Origin of the sequence: Streptomyces sp. M41, from assembly GCF_043673425.1 — a bacterium.
Classification (GTDB): domain Bacteria; phylum Actinomycetota; class Actinomycetes; order Streptomycetales; family Streptomycetaceae; genus Streptomyces.
Genome location: NZ_JBIMKE010000032.1, coordinates 58307 through 73175, shown reverse-complemented (window position 1 = coordinate 73175; position 14869 = coordinate 58307). Strand labels below are relative to the sequence as shown.

At 69.1% G+C, this 14869-nt stretch carries 19 protein-coding genes and 1 riboswitch; of the genes, 11 read left to right on the top strand and 8 right to left on the bottom strand.

The features are described from left to right. Positions 1-118: 118 nt before the first annotated feature. Complete coding sequence (locus ACHBTE_RS30025) at positions 119-973, bottom strand: response regulator transcription factor (RefSeq protein ID WP_394727771.1); 855 nt, start codon at positions 971-973, stop codon at positions 119-121. Positions 974-1210: 237 nt separating this feature from the next. Here ACHBTE_RS30025 and ACHBTE_RS30020 point away from each other — a divergent pair, with 237 nt between their 5' ends. Then, on the top strand, positions 1211-1867 hold the full coding sequence (locus ACHBTE_RS30020) for a hypothetical protein (protein ID WP_394727769.1): 657 nt from the start codon (positions 1211-1213) through the stop codon (positions 1865-1867). Positions 1868-1924: 57 nt separating this feature from the next. Continuing rightward, positions 1925-2206 carry a hypothetical protein gene (locus ACHBTE_RS30015; RefSeq protein ID WP_394727767.1) on the top strand — a complete coding sequence of 94 codons (282 nt, stop codon included), beginning with the start codon at positions 1925-1927 and terminating at the stop codon, positions 2204-2206. A gap of 146 nt (positions 2207-2352) precedes the next feature. Here ACHBTE_RS30015 and ACHBTE_RS30010 read toward each other — a convergent pair whose 3' ends face one another. Next, the gene (locus ACHBTE_RS30010; RefSeq protein WP_394727765.1) at positions 2353-3432 is read right to left on the bottom strand and encodes a barstar family protein; all 1080 of its coding nucleotides are present in this window, start codon (positions 3430-3432) and stop codon (positions 2353-2355) included. Between the two features lie 336 nt (positions 3433-3768). Here ACHBTE_RS30010 and ACHBTE_RS30005 point away from each other — a divergent pair, with 336 nt between their 5' ends. From ACHBTE_RS30005 to ACHBTE_RS29990, 4 genes are all read left to right on the top strand, one after another. Continuing rightward, positions 3769-5385 (top strand): PP2C family protein-serine/threonine phosphatase, encoded by a 1617-nt coding sequence (locus tag ACHBTE_RS30005; protein ID WP_394727763.1) that lies wholly within the window; start codon positions 3769-3771, stop codon positions 5383-5385. Next, positions 5382-6578, top strand: coding sequence for a B12-binding domain-containing protein (locus tag ACHBTE_RS30000; protein WP_394727761.1), 1197 nt, complete (start codon positions 5382-5384; stop codon positions 6576-6578). The genes ACHBTE_RS30005 and ACHBTE_RS30000 overlap by 4 nt, the downstream gene beginning before the upstream one ends. Before the next feature lie 82 nt (positions 6579-6660). Continuing rightward, the gene (locus tag ACHBTE_RS29995; protein WP_394727759.1) at positions 6661-6993 is read left to right on the top strand and encodes an STAS domain-containing protein; all 333 of its coding nucleotides are present in this window, start codon (positions 6661-6663) and stop codon (positions 6991-6993) included. Between the two features lie 352 nt (positions 6994-7345). Beyond that, positions 7346-8116, top strand: coding sequence for a calcium-binding protein (locus tag ACHBTE_RS29990; RefSeq protein WP_394727757.1), 771 nt, complete (start codon positions 7346-7348; stop codon positions 8114-8116). A gap of 112 nt (positions 8117-8228) precedes the next feature. Here ACHBTE_RS29990 and ACHBTE_RS29985 read toward each other — a convergent pair whose 3' ends face one another. From ACHBTE_RS29985 to ACHBTE_RS29975, 3 genes are all read right to left on the bottom strand, one after another. Continuing rightward, positions 8229-9107, bottom strand: a complete 879-nt coding sequence (locus ACHBTE_RS29985; RefSeq protein ID WP_394727755.1) for an MBL fold metallo-hydrolase — start codon at positions 9105-9107, stop codon at positions 8229-8231. Between the two features lie 12 nt (positions 9108-9119). Beyond that, positions 9120-9186, bottom strand: a riboswitch (guanidine-III (ykkC-III) riboswitch). Between the two features lie 78 nt (positions 9187-9264). Then, positions 9265-9855 (bottom strand): hypothetical protein, encoded by a 591-nt coding sequence (locus ACHBTE_RS29980; RefSeq protein WP_394727753.1) that lies wholly within the window; start codon positions 9853-9855, stop codon positions 9265-9267. A 32-nt stretch (positions 9856-9887) separates the two neighbouring features. Continuing rightward, the gene (locus tag ACHBTE_RS29975) at positions 9888-10064 is read right to left on the bottom strand and encodes a hypothetical protein (protein ID WP_394727751.1); all 177 of its coding nucleotides are present in this window, start codon (positions 10062-10064) and stop codon (positions 9888-9890) included. Positions 10065-10259: 195 nt separating this feature from the next. Between ACHBTE_RS29975 and ACHBTE_RS29970 the strand changes: the two genes are divergently transcribed. Beyond that, on the top strand, positions 10260-10784 hold the full coding sequence (locus ACHBTE_RS29970; protein ID WP_394727749.1) for a MepB family protein: 525 nt from the start codon (positions 10260-10262) through the stop codon (positions 10782-10784). A gap of 54 nt (positions 10785-10838) precedes the next feature. Here ACHBTE_RS29970 and ACHBTE_RS29965 read toward each other — a convergent pair whose 3' ends face one another. Together ACHBTE_RS29965 and ACHBTE_RS29960 are read right to left on the bottom strand one after the other, a co-directional pair. After that, on the bottom strand, positions 10839-11396 hold the full coding sequence (locus ACHBTE_RS29965; protein WP_394727747.1) for a TetR/AcrR family transcriptional regulator: 558 nt from the start codon (positions 11394-11396) through the stop codon (positions 10839-10841). Between the two features lie 10 nt (positions 11397-11406). After that, a complete protein-coding gene (locus tag ACHBTE_RS29960; protein WP_394727745.1) occupies positions 11407-11988 on the bottom strand; it encodes a sugar O-acetyltransferase in 582 nt (193 codons plus the stop codon). Between the two features lie 153 nt (positions 11989-12141). Between ACHBTE_RS29960 and ACHBTE_RS29955 the strand changes: the two genes are divergently transcribed. The 4 genes from ACHBTE_RS29955 (at position 12142) to ACHBTE_RS29940 (ending at position 14322) form a co-directional block, all read left to right on the top strand. Further along, positions 12142-12699 carry a GNAT family N-acetyltransferase gene (locus tag ACHBTE_RS29955; RefSeq protein WP_394727743.1) on the top strand — a complete coding sequence of 186 codons (558 nt, stop codon included), beginning with the start codon at positions 12142-12144 and terminating at the stop codon, positions 12697-12699. Between the two features lie 180 nt (positions 12700-12879). After that, positions 12880-13575: a GAF and ANTAR domain-containing protein gene (locus ACHBTE_RS29950; RefSeq protein WP_394727741.1), complete on the top strand. Its 696-nt coding sequence runs from the start codon at positions 12880-12882 to the stop codon at positions 13573-13575. Between the two features lie 173 nt (positions 13576-13748). Then, the gene (locus ACHBTE_RS29945; protein WP_394727739.1) at positions 13749-13958 is read left to right on the top strand and encodes a hypothetical protein; all 210 of its coding nucleotides are present in this window, start codon (positions 13749-13751) and stop codon (positions 13956-13958) included. Between the two features lie 67 nt (positions 13959-14025). Then, complete coding sequence (locus ACHBTE_RS29940) at positions 14026-14322, top strand: hypothetical protein (RefSeq protein WP_394727737.1); 297 nt, start codon at positions 14026-14028, stop codon at positions 14320-14322. A gap of 36 nt (positions 14323-14358) precedes the next feature. Here the strand turns inward: ACHBTE_RS29940 and ACHBTE_RS29935 are convergent, their stop codons facing one another. After that, positions 14359-14688, bottom strand: a complete 330-nt coding sequence (locus ACHBTE_RS29935; RefSeq protein ID WP_394727735.1) for a helix-turn-helix transcriptional regulator — start codon at positions 14686-14688, stop codon at positions 14359-14361. Between the last annotated feature and the right edge of the window lie 181 nt (positions 14689-14869).

Genomic DNA, 14869 nt, shown 5'->3' with positions numbered 1-14869 from the left:
CGGGGAAACTTTCGATCTCACGCACCGCGGAGGGCAACGACACGGAACGGCTCCGCTCGTGTGAACCGGCGAAGCCGCTGCTCGTCGTGACCGGCACGCCTGGCTGCCTCCTCACGGCTCAGGGCGACGTCCACACCGACCGGCGGGGGCGGGGCGAAGACGGGTGAGCGCGGGGAGAACCCAGGGGCACCAGTCCGAGTTCCTGAGCCATGAGCACGGTGGTGATCCGGTCGTTGCAGCCCAGTTTGCGGTACAGGTTCTCCCGATGCTTGGTCACCGTATGCACGCTGATGTTCAGCCTGCGGGCAGTGGCCGCGGCGGTCAGTCCCTCGGCCAGCAGGCCCAGCACCGTCAGTTCCCGTGGCGTTATCCCGCACTCCGCCGCTCGTCGCTCAGGGTCCCGGTCCGGGCCTGAGGAGGCGGCGGGCAACGCCGCGCGCAGAGCCCCCAACTCCCGGACATGGCAGTCGACCGCCACGAGCAGAGGCTGGAGACGACGTGCAAAAGCAAGGTCGCGGTCACTGAAGTCCGGCCCGTCGCGACCGATCACGAACGTACGGATGACACCGGCCGGGGCGGGCAGCGGCAGCGCGAGTTGCCGGGTGACCCCGATGGCCTCCCGCCCGGCTTGATAGGCGTCGCTGCGCCGCCAGCTCTCATCAGCGACACCGTCGAGGGTCAGCGGCGAGCGGTCACCGCGCGCCGCGTAGAGCCGCATCAGTGGATGGGCTCGCATATGCGTGCAGATCAACGAGTCCATCCGCTCCTGACCGAGCGAGTCCGGGGCACCCGCGTGCATCTGGCCGGTTCCCTTCTCCCAGTGCAGAACGGCCATGACACTCATCGTGCCGTGCAGCGACCGAATGAGCCCTTCGACGAGGTACGGCCAGGGCGGCGCAGAATCCGACCTGTTCAGCAGTGCGGCCGTGAGATCCAGCATCTGCTCGTAGTCCCGCGCTGACAGGATTCCCATCCCTACAGCTTCCACGGCTTGGGAGATCGACTCTACTGGGTTCTTCTAATACCGCCGTTCACGGTACGGCGCGACCATCTCCTCAGGAGCCGATCACAATTCACAGCTCGCACCTTGCGGGTGATCCCTCGAAAGGAGATTACGTTGAAAAGGCGAACGATTTTGCGATCTCTGGCAGGAACGACGGCAATTGCGGCGACTGCGAGTCTGGCAGGCGGAACCGCCTCGGCTGTCGCCGTGCCGGCACCCAAGGCTCCAGTGCCGTACGTCGAGGGACCGTTCCTCGTATGGCTCCCCACCGTGCACAGCGTGGGCCAGTCGGTACTGCTGGGCCCGGCGAAGCGACTCAGGGTGCTGCCGCCGGGTCCGGGCGGGGCCGGATGGCCGGCATACGGCGTCTTCGACAAGCCTGCCACGTCCGAACTCCTCTGCCAGCCGGTGGGCTTCGCGGCCCTCACCGGTCCGGGGCCCTCCCTGGGAGGGGCAGGGTTCAGCCGGCAGGGCACCCTCGGTATCGCACTCGCCGTCCTGCAACCTCATGTCCCGGGATACGCCGGCAACATCCTGTTCCGCTTCGCGGAGCTCTCCTCCCCTTCGGCGCAGTCGGCGGATGCCGAGGGTTTCCTCACCACACCGAATTCGACCGTCACTCCAAGCATTTGGCTCGATCCGGCGGAGCGACTCGCGCTGATCGTGGACGCGAACCGATTCGGTGGCCACGTCAGCAATCCCGGCCGCGCCCGACTGCTCGATCTTTCGCGCGCCGCACGCGTCCTGGCCGCCTTCGAATTCGACGGTAGGACCGTCACCGCGGCAGTGGTCAAGCACGCCACCGGTTTCGAAGCGGTGATCACGACGAACGTCGAGAGCCGCCGAGTGAGACTGCCTCGTTGACGACCGAATACAAGCCCCGCAGCACGTGTAATCCGCACACCACAAAGGAGGTTCACCATGAAAGCAGCACTTGTCCGGTCCGTTCTCGGCCGGGCCGTCCTGGCCGTGATCGCCGCAACCACGATGGCCACAGTCGTCGGTTCGAGCACGGCGTCCGCTGCTCCCGCGGCCAAGTCCGGCGTATCGTCCGTCGCCGGGCCGGCCGCCCCGACCGCCTGGACGCCGATCGCGGCGTTCGCCACGCGGCCCGAGTGCGAAGCGGCCAGGAGCCAGGTGCCGTATCCCAGCTTCTGCGTCGGAGTGATCACGGGCGGCTATGTCCTGTGGGCCGATGTCTGAGTCGCGGTCAGCGCAGACATGACCGGGGGCCGGCCTCGTCCGGCCCCGGTTCCGGCCTTTCGTCGCAGACCCGGCCCTCGGTGGCGCGCCCGGTCCATCGGCGGCAGATCCGGCCCATCGACCGCGGGCGCGGCGCCTACGCCGCTTCAGGCGAGGGTGACGCGCATCCCGCCCTCGGTCAGGACTTCGATCACAGCGGTGACCAGGTCGTACGACTCACCCTCCGGCGTCAGAACACAGGAGAGGTGCTCACGCGCCGTGGCGGCATCCCGCCAGAGCAGCGTCGCGGGGCCGGTGTAGCCGAAGTCGCCGCGCAGACAGTCCGCGAGAGCGTCCAGGCAGCCACCGAAGTACCCGCCCGGCCCGTTCACGGCTTCGCCGAGTGCCAGATACAGGGCCGGCTCGTCGAAGATGTGGCGCCCATCCAGCTCGTAAGTCTGTCCCCCCGGCCGCCGCTCGTGTCGCAGCAGGCAGCCGCGCTCGCGGACGACATCCAACCAGGCCGCACGCTGCCGGCTGTCCAGACCGGCCCACTCACCAGGAGCGCCCGGAGGGCCGGCCAGCCAGCGCTCCCAGACGGGCCGGGCGTGCGCGGGTACGGGCTCGAGCTCTCCGTCGAGTTCCACGTCGATCAGATCCGGGCCGAGGGAAGAGGGCTGCCATGCGCGGACCTTGGGACGTAGCAGCCGGTCGGCGAGCGGCTCGCCACGACGGTCCCATATCTCCAGGCCGGCCTCGTCCGGGCTCGTCGCGCGTCCGGCACTCGTCCGCGGTTCCCACCGAAGCGGATCACCGGGAGCGAACCCTCTCAGGACGAGCGGAGGTGCCGGATCTTCGGGCGCCATCACACGGGCGAACTCCTGGCAGGATCCCAACCACCGGTACCGGTCGTGCAGTCGGACACGGCCCCGGTATCCCTCGGGCGGGCCTTCGTGGTCGTCCAGGCCGGTGAGCACGAGACCGTCCGGCGCATACGGTCCCAGGCTCTGCGCATCCTCCAGGAGCCAGGCATCGAGCGCCCCGTCCTCCGGCACCAGCCACAGCCGGCTGCCGACCCAGCCGCGCACCTCGGGCCCGTCCGGAACCCAGCCGAACAGGTCGTACGTCCCACGGCGAGGCTCCCGGAACAGCCCCTCCACCTCGTCGCAGACGCCCAGGACAAGCCCGGTACCGGTGTCCGTCAGCCTGTACCGTCCATGTCCCCGATGCTCCCTGTTCTTCCGCACGGCGGGAATCCTGCCCGGCCCCGGCGCAGAACGCGACGACTTTTCGAGGTCCGTGGGACAAGGAACTCGATGGCGAAAACACGGCATAGTGCCCGACGGATCCCCGAGCCCATGTTTGGTGTGGAGGAAATGTGAAACCTCACAGGGTGTCGCAAACCCGTGAATGGGTAAGGTCCCTTGTTTCAGGGGTAGTCGCAGTCCGTGCCGGAACCTCATGAGGGGCGTCGTTCAGTTGAGTGATTGCGCAGCACACATGAGCTGCGAGACGGTGGCCGTGAAACGTCTTCTTTTGTCTTCGCTGAGTGAGGTGTGGGCCCCCGCGCAGGGGCCCGTCGCATGACTTCTTCCCCGGCCCGCCCCCACACCGGTGCGGTCAGCACGGTGAGCGCCGCCGATGCCCCGTACCCGGTGCTGGTCGTCGACGCGGAGGGTCACGTCGTGGAACTCAACGACGCGGCCCTCGGTCTCTTGCCCACTGCCCGCGTCGGACAGCCGCTTTCGTCCGTCGACTGGCTGACCGGCGCGGACGGGAGTGCGCCCGGCCCGATCAGTGGCACCGTCGGGGATCGGCACTTCTCGGCGTTCCCGTCCCGGCTCACCGGCCCACGCACGGCGTGGTGGCTGGTCGAGGAGACCGGACACCAGTCGTTGGCCAGGGAACTGGCAGCGGAGCGCGGGCGCACGCAGTTCCTCACCGAGGCATCCGCCGCCCTGCTGGCCTCCCTGAACCTCGACCGCTGCATGGAGGTCACGGCGCGCCTCGCCACCGTGCATCTGGCCGATGCCGCGCTGGTGATCGCACCCACGGCGGCCAAGAAGCTGCCGATGGTCCGCTGTGACCATCAAGGAGCCATGTCCCGGGGCACGGTCGCCGAAGCGCCGGATTCCCTGCCAGGACTCGCCGAAGCCCTGCGCGGTTTTCCGCCGGTCCCCTCCCGGTGGATAGACCCCGCCTCGGCTCCAGACTGGGTGGTGCCCGAAGGGTTCGGTGAGGTCGGAGCGATGGCGATCACCCCGCTCCCGGGCCATGGGGTACCGGCGGGCGCGCTGATCCTGCTGCGTCGGGCGCAGCAGGCCGCCTTCACCGAAGCGGAGGAGACTCTGGCCGGGCTGTTCGCCGCCCGGGCGGGCGCGGCGATGTCGGCGGCCCGCCTGTACGCGGAGCAGAACGCGATCTCCGACACACTGATGCGGGAACTCCTGCCACCCGACCTGCGGCACACCGAGGGCGTGGAGTTCGCGGGCGGCTACCGGCCCAGCAAGGACACGGAACGCGTCGGTGGCGACTTCTACGACGTCCACCCGCCGGGAGAGGACTTCCCCGAGACCCTCGCCGTCCTCGGGGACGTGGCGGGCAAGGGGCTGGAAGCCGCGGTACTCACCGGCAAGATCCGCAACACGCTGCATGCCCTGCTGCCCATGGCCGGCGACCACGCCAACATGCTGCGCCTGCTGAACAACGCCCTGCGCACCAGTCACCACACCCGCTTCGCGACCCTCGTGCTGGCCTCCGTCCGCCGTGAGGACAGCGACGTGCTGCTGCGGCTGACCGCGGCCGGGCATCCCGCACCGCTGATCCTCCGCCGTGACGGAACCGTCGAGGAAGCCGACACGGGCGGGACGCTGATCGGCGTCGTCCCGACCATCACCTCCCGCACGGCCCACATCCGGCTGGCGCCCGGGGAAACGTGCCTGCTGTTCACCGACGGCGTCACCGAAGCCAAGGGCGGTCCGTTGGGCGACACCCTGTTCGGGGACCAGCGCCTGCAGCGTGCCGCCGCCGAGTGCACCGGCATGCCCGCGGAGGCGGTGGTCGAGCGGATCCTGATGGTCACCTCCCAGTGGATCGGAGAGGGCCACCATGACGACATCGCCGTCATGGCCATCACCGCACCCCGCGGTGCCCACCTCAGCGCGGTGGACGGGACGACCAGGGGCAGGTACACGGCATGAACTCACGCATCGATGGGCTCGACAGCGCCGGGGGCCACGACGACGTCAACGACGTCAACGCCGTCGACGGCGCCAACGGCGTAAGAAACGACGTCCACGGCGTCGACGACAGACCGGGACGACCCCTCCGGAGCGGCGTCGGCGCCCGCCTCGCCTCGCCGGACGGCGACGAGCGGGGCGAGCAATGGACGGAAAAGCTCTGGACAGCGGTTGAAGCGGGAGACGAGTACTCGGCGGCCGATGTCGTCGCCGACGCCCTGGCCGCGGGCCTGGAGCCGGAGGCGGTGCTGCTCGACGTCATCGGCGCCGTCCAGCACAGGGTCGGCATCGAGTGGGCCGCCAACCGCATGAGCGTGGCCGGTGAGCACGCCGCCACCGCCATCAACGACCGCGTCATCGCCACGCTGCCCATGCAGCGTCCCGTGGCCGGCCGGGGCCGCGTCATGGTCGCATGCGTCGATCAGGAGTGGCACGCGCTGCCCGCCCGCCTGCTGGCCGAGACTCTGCGGCTGCGCGGCTGGCAGGTCGACTACCTCGGTGCGCAGGTGCCCACCGCCCACCTGATCGGCCACATCCACCGCACCGGACCGGACGCAGTCTGCCTGTCCGGCTCCCTGCCCACTCGCCTGCCCATCGCCCACAACGCGATCACCGCGGTCCAGGCGACCGGTACGCCGGTCATGGCCGGCGGCCTCGCCTTCGGTGTCGACGGCCGCTACGCCCGGCTGCTGGGCGCCGACGCCTGGGCTCCCGAAGCGCGCGCGGCGGCGGACCTGCTGGCCGACCCGCTGCCGCGGCCGGCGCCCGCCCACCAGGTGATCAACGACCTTCCGCACCTGGGTGACCAGGAGTACACCCTGGTCGCCAAGTCCTCCACCCGCCTGGTACGCGACACCTTCAAGCGCCTTGAGCAGCTGTATCCCGCCGTGAGCGACTACACCGACGCGCAGCGCGAGCGGACGGCCGAAGACCTCGCCCACATCGTCGACTTCCTGACCGCCGCCCTGTATGTCGACGCCCCCGAGATCTTCGCCGACTTCCTCTCCTGGACCGCCCACATCCTCACCGCCCGAGGGGTGCCCGCCCACTCCTTGCTGCCCGGTTTGGACCTGCTGGAGGAGCAATTGCGCGACTTCCCGCGCGCCCGCCATCTCATCGCCGCCGGGCGCACCGCGCTCGACGCCCGCCCGTGACCCCCGAGACGCTGGACGAACCGTGACTAGCCCTTCTGACGCAGACCCACTCGCGACCCCTTCGCCCAACGGTCCCCGCAGCGTGCGCGTGACGCTCACCGGCGACCTGGACTACGACACCTGCAACAGCGTGCTCCACCAGGTCCGCACGGCCCTCCAGGAGCACGAGGGCGTTCAGGACCTGCACTTGGACTGCCGAGAGCTGGGCATGGTCGACTCCATGGGACTGTCGACCCTGCTCCAGATCCACCGCTCCGCCGGCCGGGACGGCATCGTCTTCCACCTGGACAACATCGGCCCGTCCCTGCGGCGGCTGCTGGAGATCACCGGCACCTACACGTATCTGACCGCCGGTCAGCGTAAGAAGTCCGGTCAGCACGCGGGGCCGCCCACAGGCGCTCGCCACAGCACCTGACGCGGCCCCGACCCGTCCTTCATGTCCTCCAAAGCTTCAACTCCGGACGCGATGCGACAACACCCATGTGAACGCCTTCCCGGCGTTGAACGGGTGGGCCCGGAGAGTGCCTTCCAGTCATCAGCCAGGCGCAGGTGGTGAGCGAGAGGGTGAGGCCGGCGGCGCCTGGCCAGCCAACGCCGCGATCGGCCGCCGTCCTCATCTGACGCAAACGGCCGGTGACCGAGGCGCCACCCGGCGCAACGATTGGCTCCCGACAGGACCCTGTGCGCGGCCCGGCCGCACACAGGCTCGTGGGAGGCGTGGGGACCCATGTCCCGCCCTCCTCCGCATCTTCCGGAGGGACACGGTCGTGAGCTCTGTTCGACGCACGTGCAGATCGTTCGGCGGAAGCCTCTTCGCGGCACCGATGCTGCTCATAGGAACGGCGGTCCTGGCGTTGCCCGGAGCGGCGCACGCGGCACCTCCCACCGTGTGCAACACCCTGACCGCCACCGTCGTGGGCACCGACGGCGCCGACCGCATCGTGCTGAACTCCCCTACGCCCTTGGTGATTTCCACCGGCGCGGGGGACGACACCGTCATCCTCGGTGGCCAGGGCGACCACACCGTCTGCGCGGGTTCCGGCGCGGACACCGTACTCGGCGGTGACGGCGACGACTGGCTGAACGGCGAGGACGGCCAGGACCACGTCGCAGGGCTCGCCGGCCAGGACACCCTCATGGGCGACGCGGGGCCCGACACCGTGGTGGGCGGCCCCGAGGGCGACACCATGTACGGCGGTGCAGGCGCCGACACGCTGGACGGCGAGGCGGGAGCCGACTTCGTCAATGGGCAAGCGGGCGTGGACCGCATCGACGGCGGACCGGGCAGCGACACGCTCCGGGGCGCCGCCGGCGCGGACACGATCAGCGGAGGCGTCGGCGCCGACGCACTGTACGGACAGGCCGGGGCCGACGACCTGGACGGCGGAGAGGCCAACGACGCGCTGTACGGCGGCGCGGGCAACGACGTACTCACTGACGCCGCAGGCGCTGCCGACCACGGAAACGGCGAGGACGGCGGAGCCGACCGGTGCGACATCCGCATCGAAACCCGCGCTGACTGCGAAATCCTGTTCTGACCATGTCCACCGCGAGGGGCGGCGGCAGCGGGAGTGGCAGTGGCAGCGGGAGGCCGAGTGAGTCGATTCCCTCTCGGCCTGACCGCTACCGACGAACCTCGCCCCCGCGCACTCATTCGCTCGGCCACAAGATGCAGTGGGGGAGAGGGTGCCGCCTCGGCCGGTCGCCGATTTCCTCGAGCGCCGCACGGATGTCGCGCAGGTGGCCGGTGGTCATCTCCAGCGGCGGCTCGTCGGGTTGCCAGGTGAAGCGGATCGGGTAGTCCACGCCCGGCTCCCGGGTCATCTCGATATGACATCCGAGGACGTGACTGACGGTTCGACGCTCGGAGAAGTCGATCAGGCGGTCGATGGTCCGTGCGAAGGCCGGCCAGTCCTGGATGTAGAGCCGGCCCGGGTAGACCGTGTCGCCGGTGAGCAGGAAACCGGTCCATCGGTCGTAGAACGTGACCGCGGCCTCGTGGTGGCCCGGAGTGGCCAGACACTCCAGCACACGGCCTCCCAGGTCCACCTGCGCCACGGCATCAGGGTCGGCGCCGAACCCGAAGTGGTCCCACGCGGTGACCAGGTCGGCGCCGACCACCGTGGTGTCGGGGCGGCCGGTGAACTGGCCGTCGGCCGCGATGTGGTCGCCGTGCGCGTGCGTGTGGAGCACCAGCAGGTGGTAACCCTCGCGGGGGTGGTGAGCGAGCCACCCGGTCATGAGCTCGTCGACCACCCGGCGCAGCGGAAAGTACTCGGCGGATGCGGTGGCGCCGGTGTCGATCAGCACCGCCTGAGTGTTGCCGAAGAGCAGGAACATGAACGGCGCCTCGTAGTTGATCGCCATGTTCTGCCGCAGGATGAAGGTGTGCTCGTCGTAGGCGTGAACCTGGATGTCGGGATCCGTGTTGTGCTTGGCCGACGGTGAACCGTGGATCCATCGGACATCCAGCGGACGCGGTCGGAGGGCCGGTTTGGTGAAATCGATCCGGGGATTGCCGGCGCCCATGCCGTCTCCTTGAGTGCGTCGTCTTTGCAGACCGGGTACGGCGCACATCTCGTCCGGGGCAGGCACCATCGGCCTCCACGCGGAAGCTACCACGGCGGTGTTCGCGTCCCCTCCTACGGCGGGGGAGGGGGCCAGGCCCCTGCCCAGGATCGTGCCGTCAGCCCTCGCCCGACCGCGCTTCGAACCTGATGCCCAGGTGTCGGTGGAGGCCGTCCCGCTGCTCGGCCGAGGCCAGGACCATGATGTCGTCGTCGAGATCGGAGCCTTCCTGCTCGACGCAGCGAAACTCCCGAGGGTCGTCGAGGTGGTGAAGGGGACTGAGCGCCTCGATCGCCAGCTGCGCGGCTCCCATGTCGAGGTAGTCGTTCGACGGCTGCTCGACTCCGACGGAGAGGGGCTTTCCGTTGCATTCGAAGTGCATCGTGCCCAGGCCGCACTCGTCGTCGTCGGGATTGTCCTTGTCGAAGCGGTAGTTGGAGACGACGACCCTGCCGTCGGTGAGGGCAGCGGCTTCGTCAAGGAGCCACTCGTAGTGCGCGTCGGCGAAATCCACATCCTCGGAGTGGATGGACACAGCCACGCCGAACGTCTCCAAGGCGCCGGCGACTTCATGACGCCGCTCGATCGGCTCGCTGGCGTAAGCGGCTGCCTCCTCCAGTGCCGTATGTGCCTGCGCGGTGGTGATCATGCCCAGATCCGTGAGGACTTGGGCTATGCGCACATGGGTGATCGGTGGGGTGTTCGCCATGTGCGCATCCTGCCAGGCGCCCGCGTCACGGATCAGCGCCTGCGCCCTCGCGCCGACCAGCCGCTACCGATGCCGGCGACGTGCAGGGCGAGCAGCGTCAGCCCGATCAGCATGACGTTGGTCGAGGTGAAGGTGTCGTTGGTGGATATGTCCGCCGCATTGATGAGGAAGGCGATGAGGAACAGGACCGCCGCGATGATGCCCAGCACTGGGTGCCTCCTTGGGGAGTGTGAACCGGCCGATGGATGCCTGCCACGCGTATGCCCCCGGCGGCTCACCTCACGCACCGTCTGCGCGGGCATGCCCGAGCGTGCCGTGAGGGGGGCCTCGGCAGGGGCTCGGTAGGGGCCGAAGCCGGGCGGATCGTCGCGATGGCAGGGTCGGCAGGGTGGCAGGATGGCGCCATGGTGATGAACGAGCCGTGGGCGGAACTTCACGGTGATCTACTGGCGGCGAAGGCGTCGGTCTACGACCCGAGCGGGCTCGACTGCTCGCTGCCGGTGCCCGAACCGGAGAGCGCCGAGTACGCGGCTTGCGGGTTCATGGTCGACGGCCGCTCGGTCCGGTTCCGTGTGGCCAAGACGACGCCGACGAAGGTGGGCCAGTTCGTCACCGTGTGGCAGCGTTCCGAGGCGGGGCCGATCCGGCCCTTCGACGCCGACGACGGGGTGGACCTCTTCGTCATCAGCAGCCGTGACGAGGACGGCTTCGGACAGTTCGTCTTCCCGCGCGAGGTGCTGTGCGAGCGAGGCATCGTCTCCCGCGACGGCGTCGGCGGCAAGCGCGGATTCCGTGTGTATCCGCCATGGGTGACCACGACCAGCAGACAGGCCCGCGCCACCCAGGCATGGCAGGTGAACTACTTCTTCCACCTCGGCCAGGACGGCCCCGCCGACCCGGCACGCGCGCACGGCCTTTACCACCCGTAGGGCAGCCACGCGCTCCGCACGGCGTTCTCGTCCGGGGTCCTCATCGCACCGGCGTCAGGAAGCACGCTGCCCCGTCGTGGTGATGCGGTGTACGGCCTCCAGGGTGAGCGCGCGGTCGTGGGGTTCGTGGGACAGCGCGCGATGGAGGGTCAGCCCTTCGATCAGGGCGTCGAGTTGGCGGGCGGTGCCGGGATCGAAGTGCTTCTCCAGGTGGAGGCGGCTGCGGCGCATCCACTCCTGGGTGAGCTCCCGATAGGCCGGCTGACGGGCGGCCAGGGTGTACAACTCCTGGGTGAGCACCAGGTCGCGCCCGCTCCCTTCGGACAGGGCGTGGACGAGGTCGGCCACCGCGTGCCGGGCCTGGTCCGGGTCGGACGGTGTGGAGAGGCATGCGTCGAAGACGGCGACGATGTGGTCCGTGAAGTGGCGGAAGGCTGCCCGCAGCAGCTCGTCCATGCCGCTGAAGTAGTACGTCGTCGACCCCAGGGGCACGCCTGCTCGCGCCGCGATCTTTCGATGGGACACGCGTTGGATGCCCTCCTCGGCGATGAGGTCGAGGGCGGCGGTGAGGATGCGCTCGCGGCGCCGGGGGTCGGTGTGTCCGGTGGCCATGACAGTCGGCTCAGACGGTGCGGACGGGGCGGGCAGGGTTGCCCACGGCGACGGTGTTCGCGGGAACGTCCTTGGTGACGACCGCGCCGGCACCGATCACGGAGTTGTCCCCGATGGTGACGCCGGGAAGCACGATGGCACCGCCTCCGAGCCAGACGTTGTCGCCGATGCTGATCGGCCTGGCGGCTTCCAGCTTGTCGCGGCGCGGCTGTGGCTCCAGCGGATGAGTCGGGGTGAGCAACTGGACACCGGGGCCGATCTGGCAGTCCTCGCCGATGGTGATGGCCGCGACGTCCAGCGCGGTCAGGTTGTAGTTGACGAAGGTGCGGGCTCCGATGCTGATGTTGCTGCCGTAGTCGACGTACAACGGCGGACGCACATACGCCTCCTCGCCCAGATGGCCCAGCAATTCGGCGAGGACCGACCGGGCACCCTCGGCGTCCTCGGCGAAGGCGGCCTGGTAGCGCCCGGACAGCCGCACGGCCCGCTGCTGCCTGCGGGCGATCTCCGGGTCGTCCGCGATATAGAGATCGCCCGCCAGCATGCGCTCCAGATTGCTACGCGGGTCCTGTCCGAAGTATTCCCTCGCCATGCGAACGAGCGTACCCGGTAAGTGTACGAACGTACATTCCGAGTCACGGTGCCACGGTGCGGTCGGCGTGGGCAGGGTCCCGGGAGGGCTCGTCCTCGACCGGGTGCTTCTCTCCGGGATCACTCTCACGGGCCTGCGATAGCTTTGCCCGCCATGACCGACTTCTTAGGACCTGTCGCCTGGCCACCTGCACCGCTAAGGACGGAACGGCTCGTGCTCCGCGAGTCCGAGGCCGAAGACCGAGCGGCGTTCCTCGAACTGTTCGCCTCGCCAGAGGTGGGCACTTACATCGGGGGCTCTCGACCGCGTGATGAGCTCGAACGCGCGGTGCCAGAGGTGCCGGGTCGGCGCCCTGGCCTTTTCGTGGTCGACCTCGCCGGAGCGATGATCGGCATGATCACGCTCGATCGGCGTCGGCGCGAAAGAGAAGGCCCGGGTCACGTAAGTCCGGAGGCGGGGGAGACCGAGCTCGGCTACCTGTTCCTGCCCCGGGCGTGGGGTTGCGGGTACGCCGCCGAGGCGTGCGCGGCGGTACTCGACTGGTTCGCCGACGCGCTGCCCGGCGAGCCGGTGGTGCTCACCACCCAGACAGCCAACGACCGCGCGATGCGCCTCGCGGCGAAGCTGGGGTTCTCCGAGCTGGAGCGGTTCGAGGAGTACGGCGCCGAACAGTGGTTCGGCGTGTGGCCCTCGGTCGAGTCGTCCGTCTGAGCGGACGCCTCGCCCGCATCGAACGAAGCGCTCCGGTCAGACCTGTGTGTCGCGCTCCACAGTGGTGTCCGTGCCCATCACCCAGCGTTGGGGGTACCCGCACAGCGAGACCCGGCCGGATGACGCTGATGGGAGGTACGGACGGTGGACCGGCCCGACCGCAGACAGTACACACCCGACATGATCGACTGGCTGTTGGAGGCCTCCTCGTTGCGAGAGTTCCTTCAGCATCTGGTCGATGACGCCGTCAGGGCATGCGGCGCCGACGGCTGCGGCGTGACCATCCAACACCGGCAGCGCCCACTGACCGTCGTCAGCACCGGCGGGGTGGCCGACAAGCTGGACGAGAAGCAGTACGGCCAGGATGACGGCCCCTGCCTGCAAGCCCTGCGCACCGGCGAGACGGTGCATGTGCCTGACGTACTGCAGGAGACCCGATGGGGACCCTATCCACGCTTCGCGGCCGACCTGGGCATACGCTCCTCACTGTCCGTAGCGATCCCCGTCCGCAGCCACACGGCAGGGGCGCTGAACTTCTACGCCGCCGACCGCGACGCCTTCGGTGCAAGTGACCGTCAGATGCTGGCGCTGTTCGCCGCTCAGGCAGGCGGTGGGATCGCCCTCGCGCAACGACTGGCCGACGCGGAGGACTTCACACAGGACCTGCAAACCGCGCTCGCGTCCCGCAGCGTGATCGACCAGGCCATCGGTGCCGTCATGCAACAGCAGCAGTGCACCGCGGAGGAAGCCTTCGATCTGCTGCGCCGGCTGTCCCAGCGGATCAACATCAAACTGCGCGACGTCTGCACCCGACTGCTCACCGACATCGCCGGACGGCCCCCCACCCCGCGCTCACCGCTGCGGCCCCGCCCGTGAGGCCCGCCTCGACGCGGTCACGAGCCATCGGCGGCGCAGGGCGATCGTCTGGCAGTGGTCAACGGTATGTGCCCGGCGGATAGCCGATGTTTCGGTCCGGCTGCGATGGGTCCGAGGGACGTTGCCCGCATGGGCCACCGCGAGTTGTAGCACGTATGAGAAACCGTTTCGCCGTGCTGGACGGTGCGTACCGATCTCAGCTCGACCCCACGCCGTGCCCTTACTGTGCCAGTCTCCTGGCATCGAGCCCGGCAGTCGGCGCCGCGCCCGATGCGGAACGGATCGACGGCGGATACGGCATCGTGGGATGGCTGCGCGTGTTCATGGCGCTCATCGCAGGTGTGAGCGTGGTGCTGACCCTGGCCGGAGCCTGGGCGGGATGAGCGCGCCAGGACCAGGCATCGCCCGCGAGGACTGATTCTGTGTGCGTATCGGGGTACCCGCGCCCGCATGACACCGGAAACTGATCACGCTGAATCCGTACGCGCCCTACGGCAGTTGCGCCGGATCCGCACGTTCTACGCCGCCGGCGCCCTGATGTGGGCGGCCTCGGCCGCGGCAGCGGGATGGGAGGACCCCGGCGGCCGGCCCATGTGGGTGTCGGTGGTGTTGCTGATGGTCTTCATCGGTCTGCTGTCCCTGTCGTCCCTTTGGCTGGGTCGTCAGCAAGCCGCTGGAACGGATGCCCACGCTCATCGCGCCGCGCCACGCAGGACGGCGACCTGGCGTCGACACGCCAACGCCTGACGGCCGGTAGGGACAGGGCATGCCCGCTGACTGCCTCTACTGAGCGGCGGGCTGCCCGATGCGTTCGGTCTCGTCCTGTACCAGCAGCGAGAGCAGGGAAGCGACGGAGAGCCCCGCCTCCGCCGGGTGACGCAGCACCTTGTCCGGCTCGATGCGGTAGATGTTCGTGCGCCCGTCCCGAGTGTGGGAGAGGTAACCGTCCTGCTCGAGATCGGAGATGATCCGCGCGACGGCACGCTCGGTGAGCCGGCAGCGGGCGGCTATGTCACGGATGCGGACGTTCGGGTTGTCGGCGATGGAGGCCAGTACGCGCGCGTGGCTGGTGATGAACGTCCATCCAGTGTGAGATTCGGGCACTGCAACCATGCTCGACATCTTAGAGAACACCATTGCCTGAACGTAGATACATGACATACTTTTCAGGCAACATCGATCACGTGCTCCCGTGAGGGAGAAGCAGAGAAGGAGCCCGAAGGTGCCTTGGGACCAGGCCGTCAAGCCGGCGTTCATGAGCCACACCAGCGGGATGCCGTTGCCAGAACAGGCC

Bases quoted from the DNA above. Each gene is read 5' to 3' on its own strand.
- ACHBTE_RS30025 (WP_394727771.1), bottom strand. From the start codon at position 973: ATGGGAATCCTGTCAGCGCGGGACTACGAGCAGATGCTGGATCTCACG.
- ACHBTE_RS30015 (WP_394727767.1), top strand. From the start codon at position 1,925: ATGAAAGCAGCACTTGTCCGGTCCGTTCTCGGCCGGGCCGTCCTGGCC.
- ACHBTE_RS30005 (WP_394727763.1), top strand. From the start codon at position 3,769: ATGACTTCTTCCCCGGCCCGCCCCCACACCGGTGCGGTCAGCACGGTG.
- ACHBTE_RS30000 (WP_394727761.1), top strand. From the start codon at position 5,382: ATGAACTCACGCATCGATGGGCTCGACAGCGCCGGGGGCCACGACGAC.
- ACHBTE_RS29985 (WP_394727755.1), bottom strand. From the start codon at position 9,107: ATGGGCGCCGGCAATCCCCGGATCGATTTCACCAAACCGGCCCTCCGA.
- ACHBTE_RS29980 (WP_394727753.1), bottom strand. From the start codon at position 9,855: ATGGCGAACACCCCACCGATCACCCATGTGCGCATAGCCCAAGTCCTC.
- ACHBTE_RS29970 (WP_394727749.1), top strand. From the start codon at position 10,260: ATGGTGATGAACGAGCCGTGGGCGGAACTTCACGGTGATCTACTGGCG.
- ACHBTE_RS29965 (WP_394727747.1), bottom strand. From the start codon at position 11,396: ATGGCCACCGGACACACCGACCCCCGGCGCCGCGAGCGCATCCTCACC.
- ACHBTE_RS29960 (WP_394727745.1), bottom strand. From the start codon at position 11,988: ATGGCGAGGGAATACTTCGGACAGGACCCGCGTAGCAATCTGGAGCGC.
- ACHBTE_RS29955 (WP_394727743.1), top strand. From the start codon at position 12,142: ATGACCGACTTCTTAGGACCTGTCGCCTGGCCACCTGCACCGCTAAGG.
- ACHBTE_RS29950 (WP_394727741.1), top strand. From the start codon at position 12,880: ATGATCGACTGGCTGTTGGAGGCCTCCTCGTTGCGAGAGTTCCTTCAG.
- ACHBTE_RS29940 (WP_394727737.1), top strand. From the start codon at position 14,026: ATGACACCGGAAACTGATCACGCTGAATCCGTACGCGCCCTACGGCAG.
- ACHBTE_RS29935 (WP_394727735.1), bottom strand. From the start codon at position 14,688: ATGGTTGCAGTGCCCGAATCTCACACTGGATGGACGTTCATCACCAGC.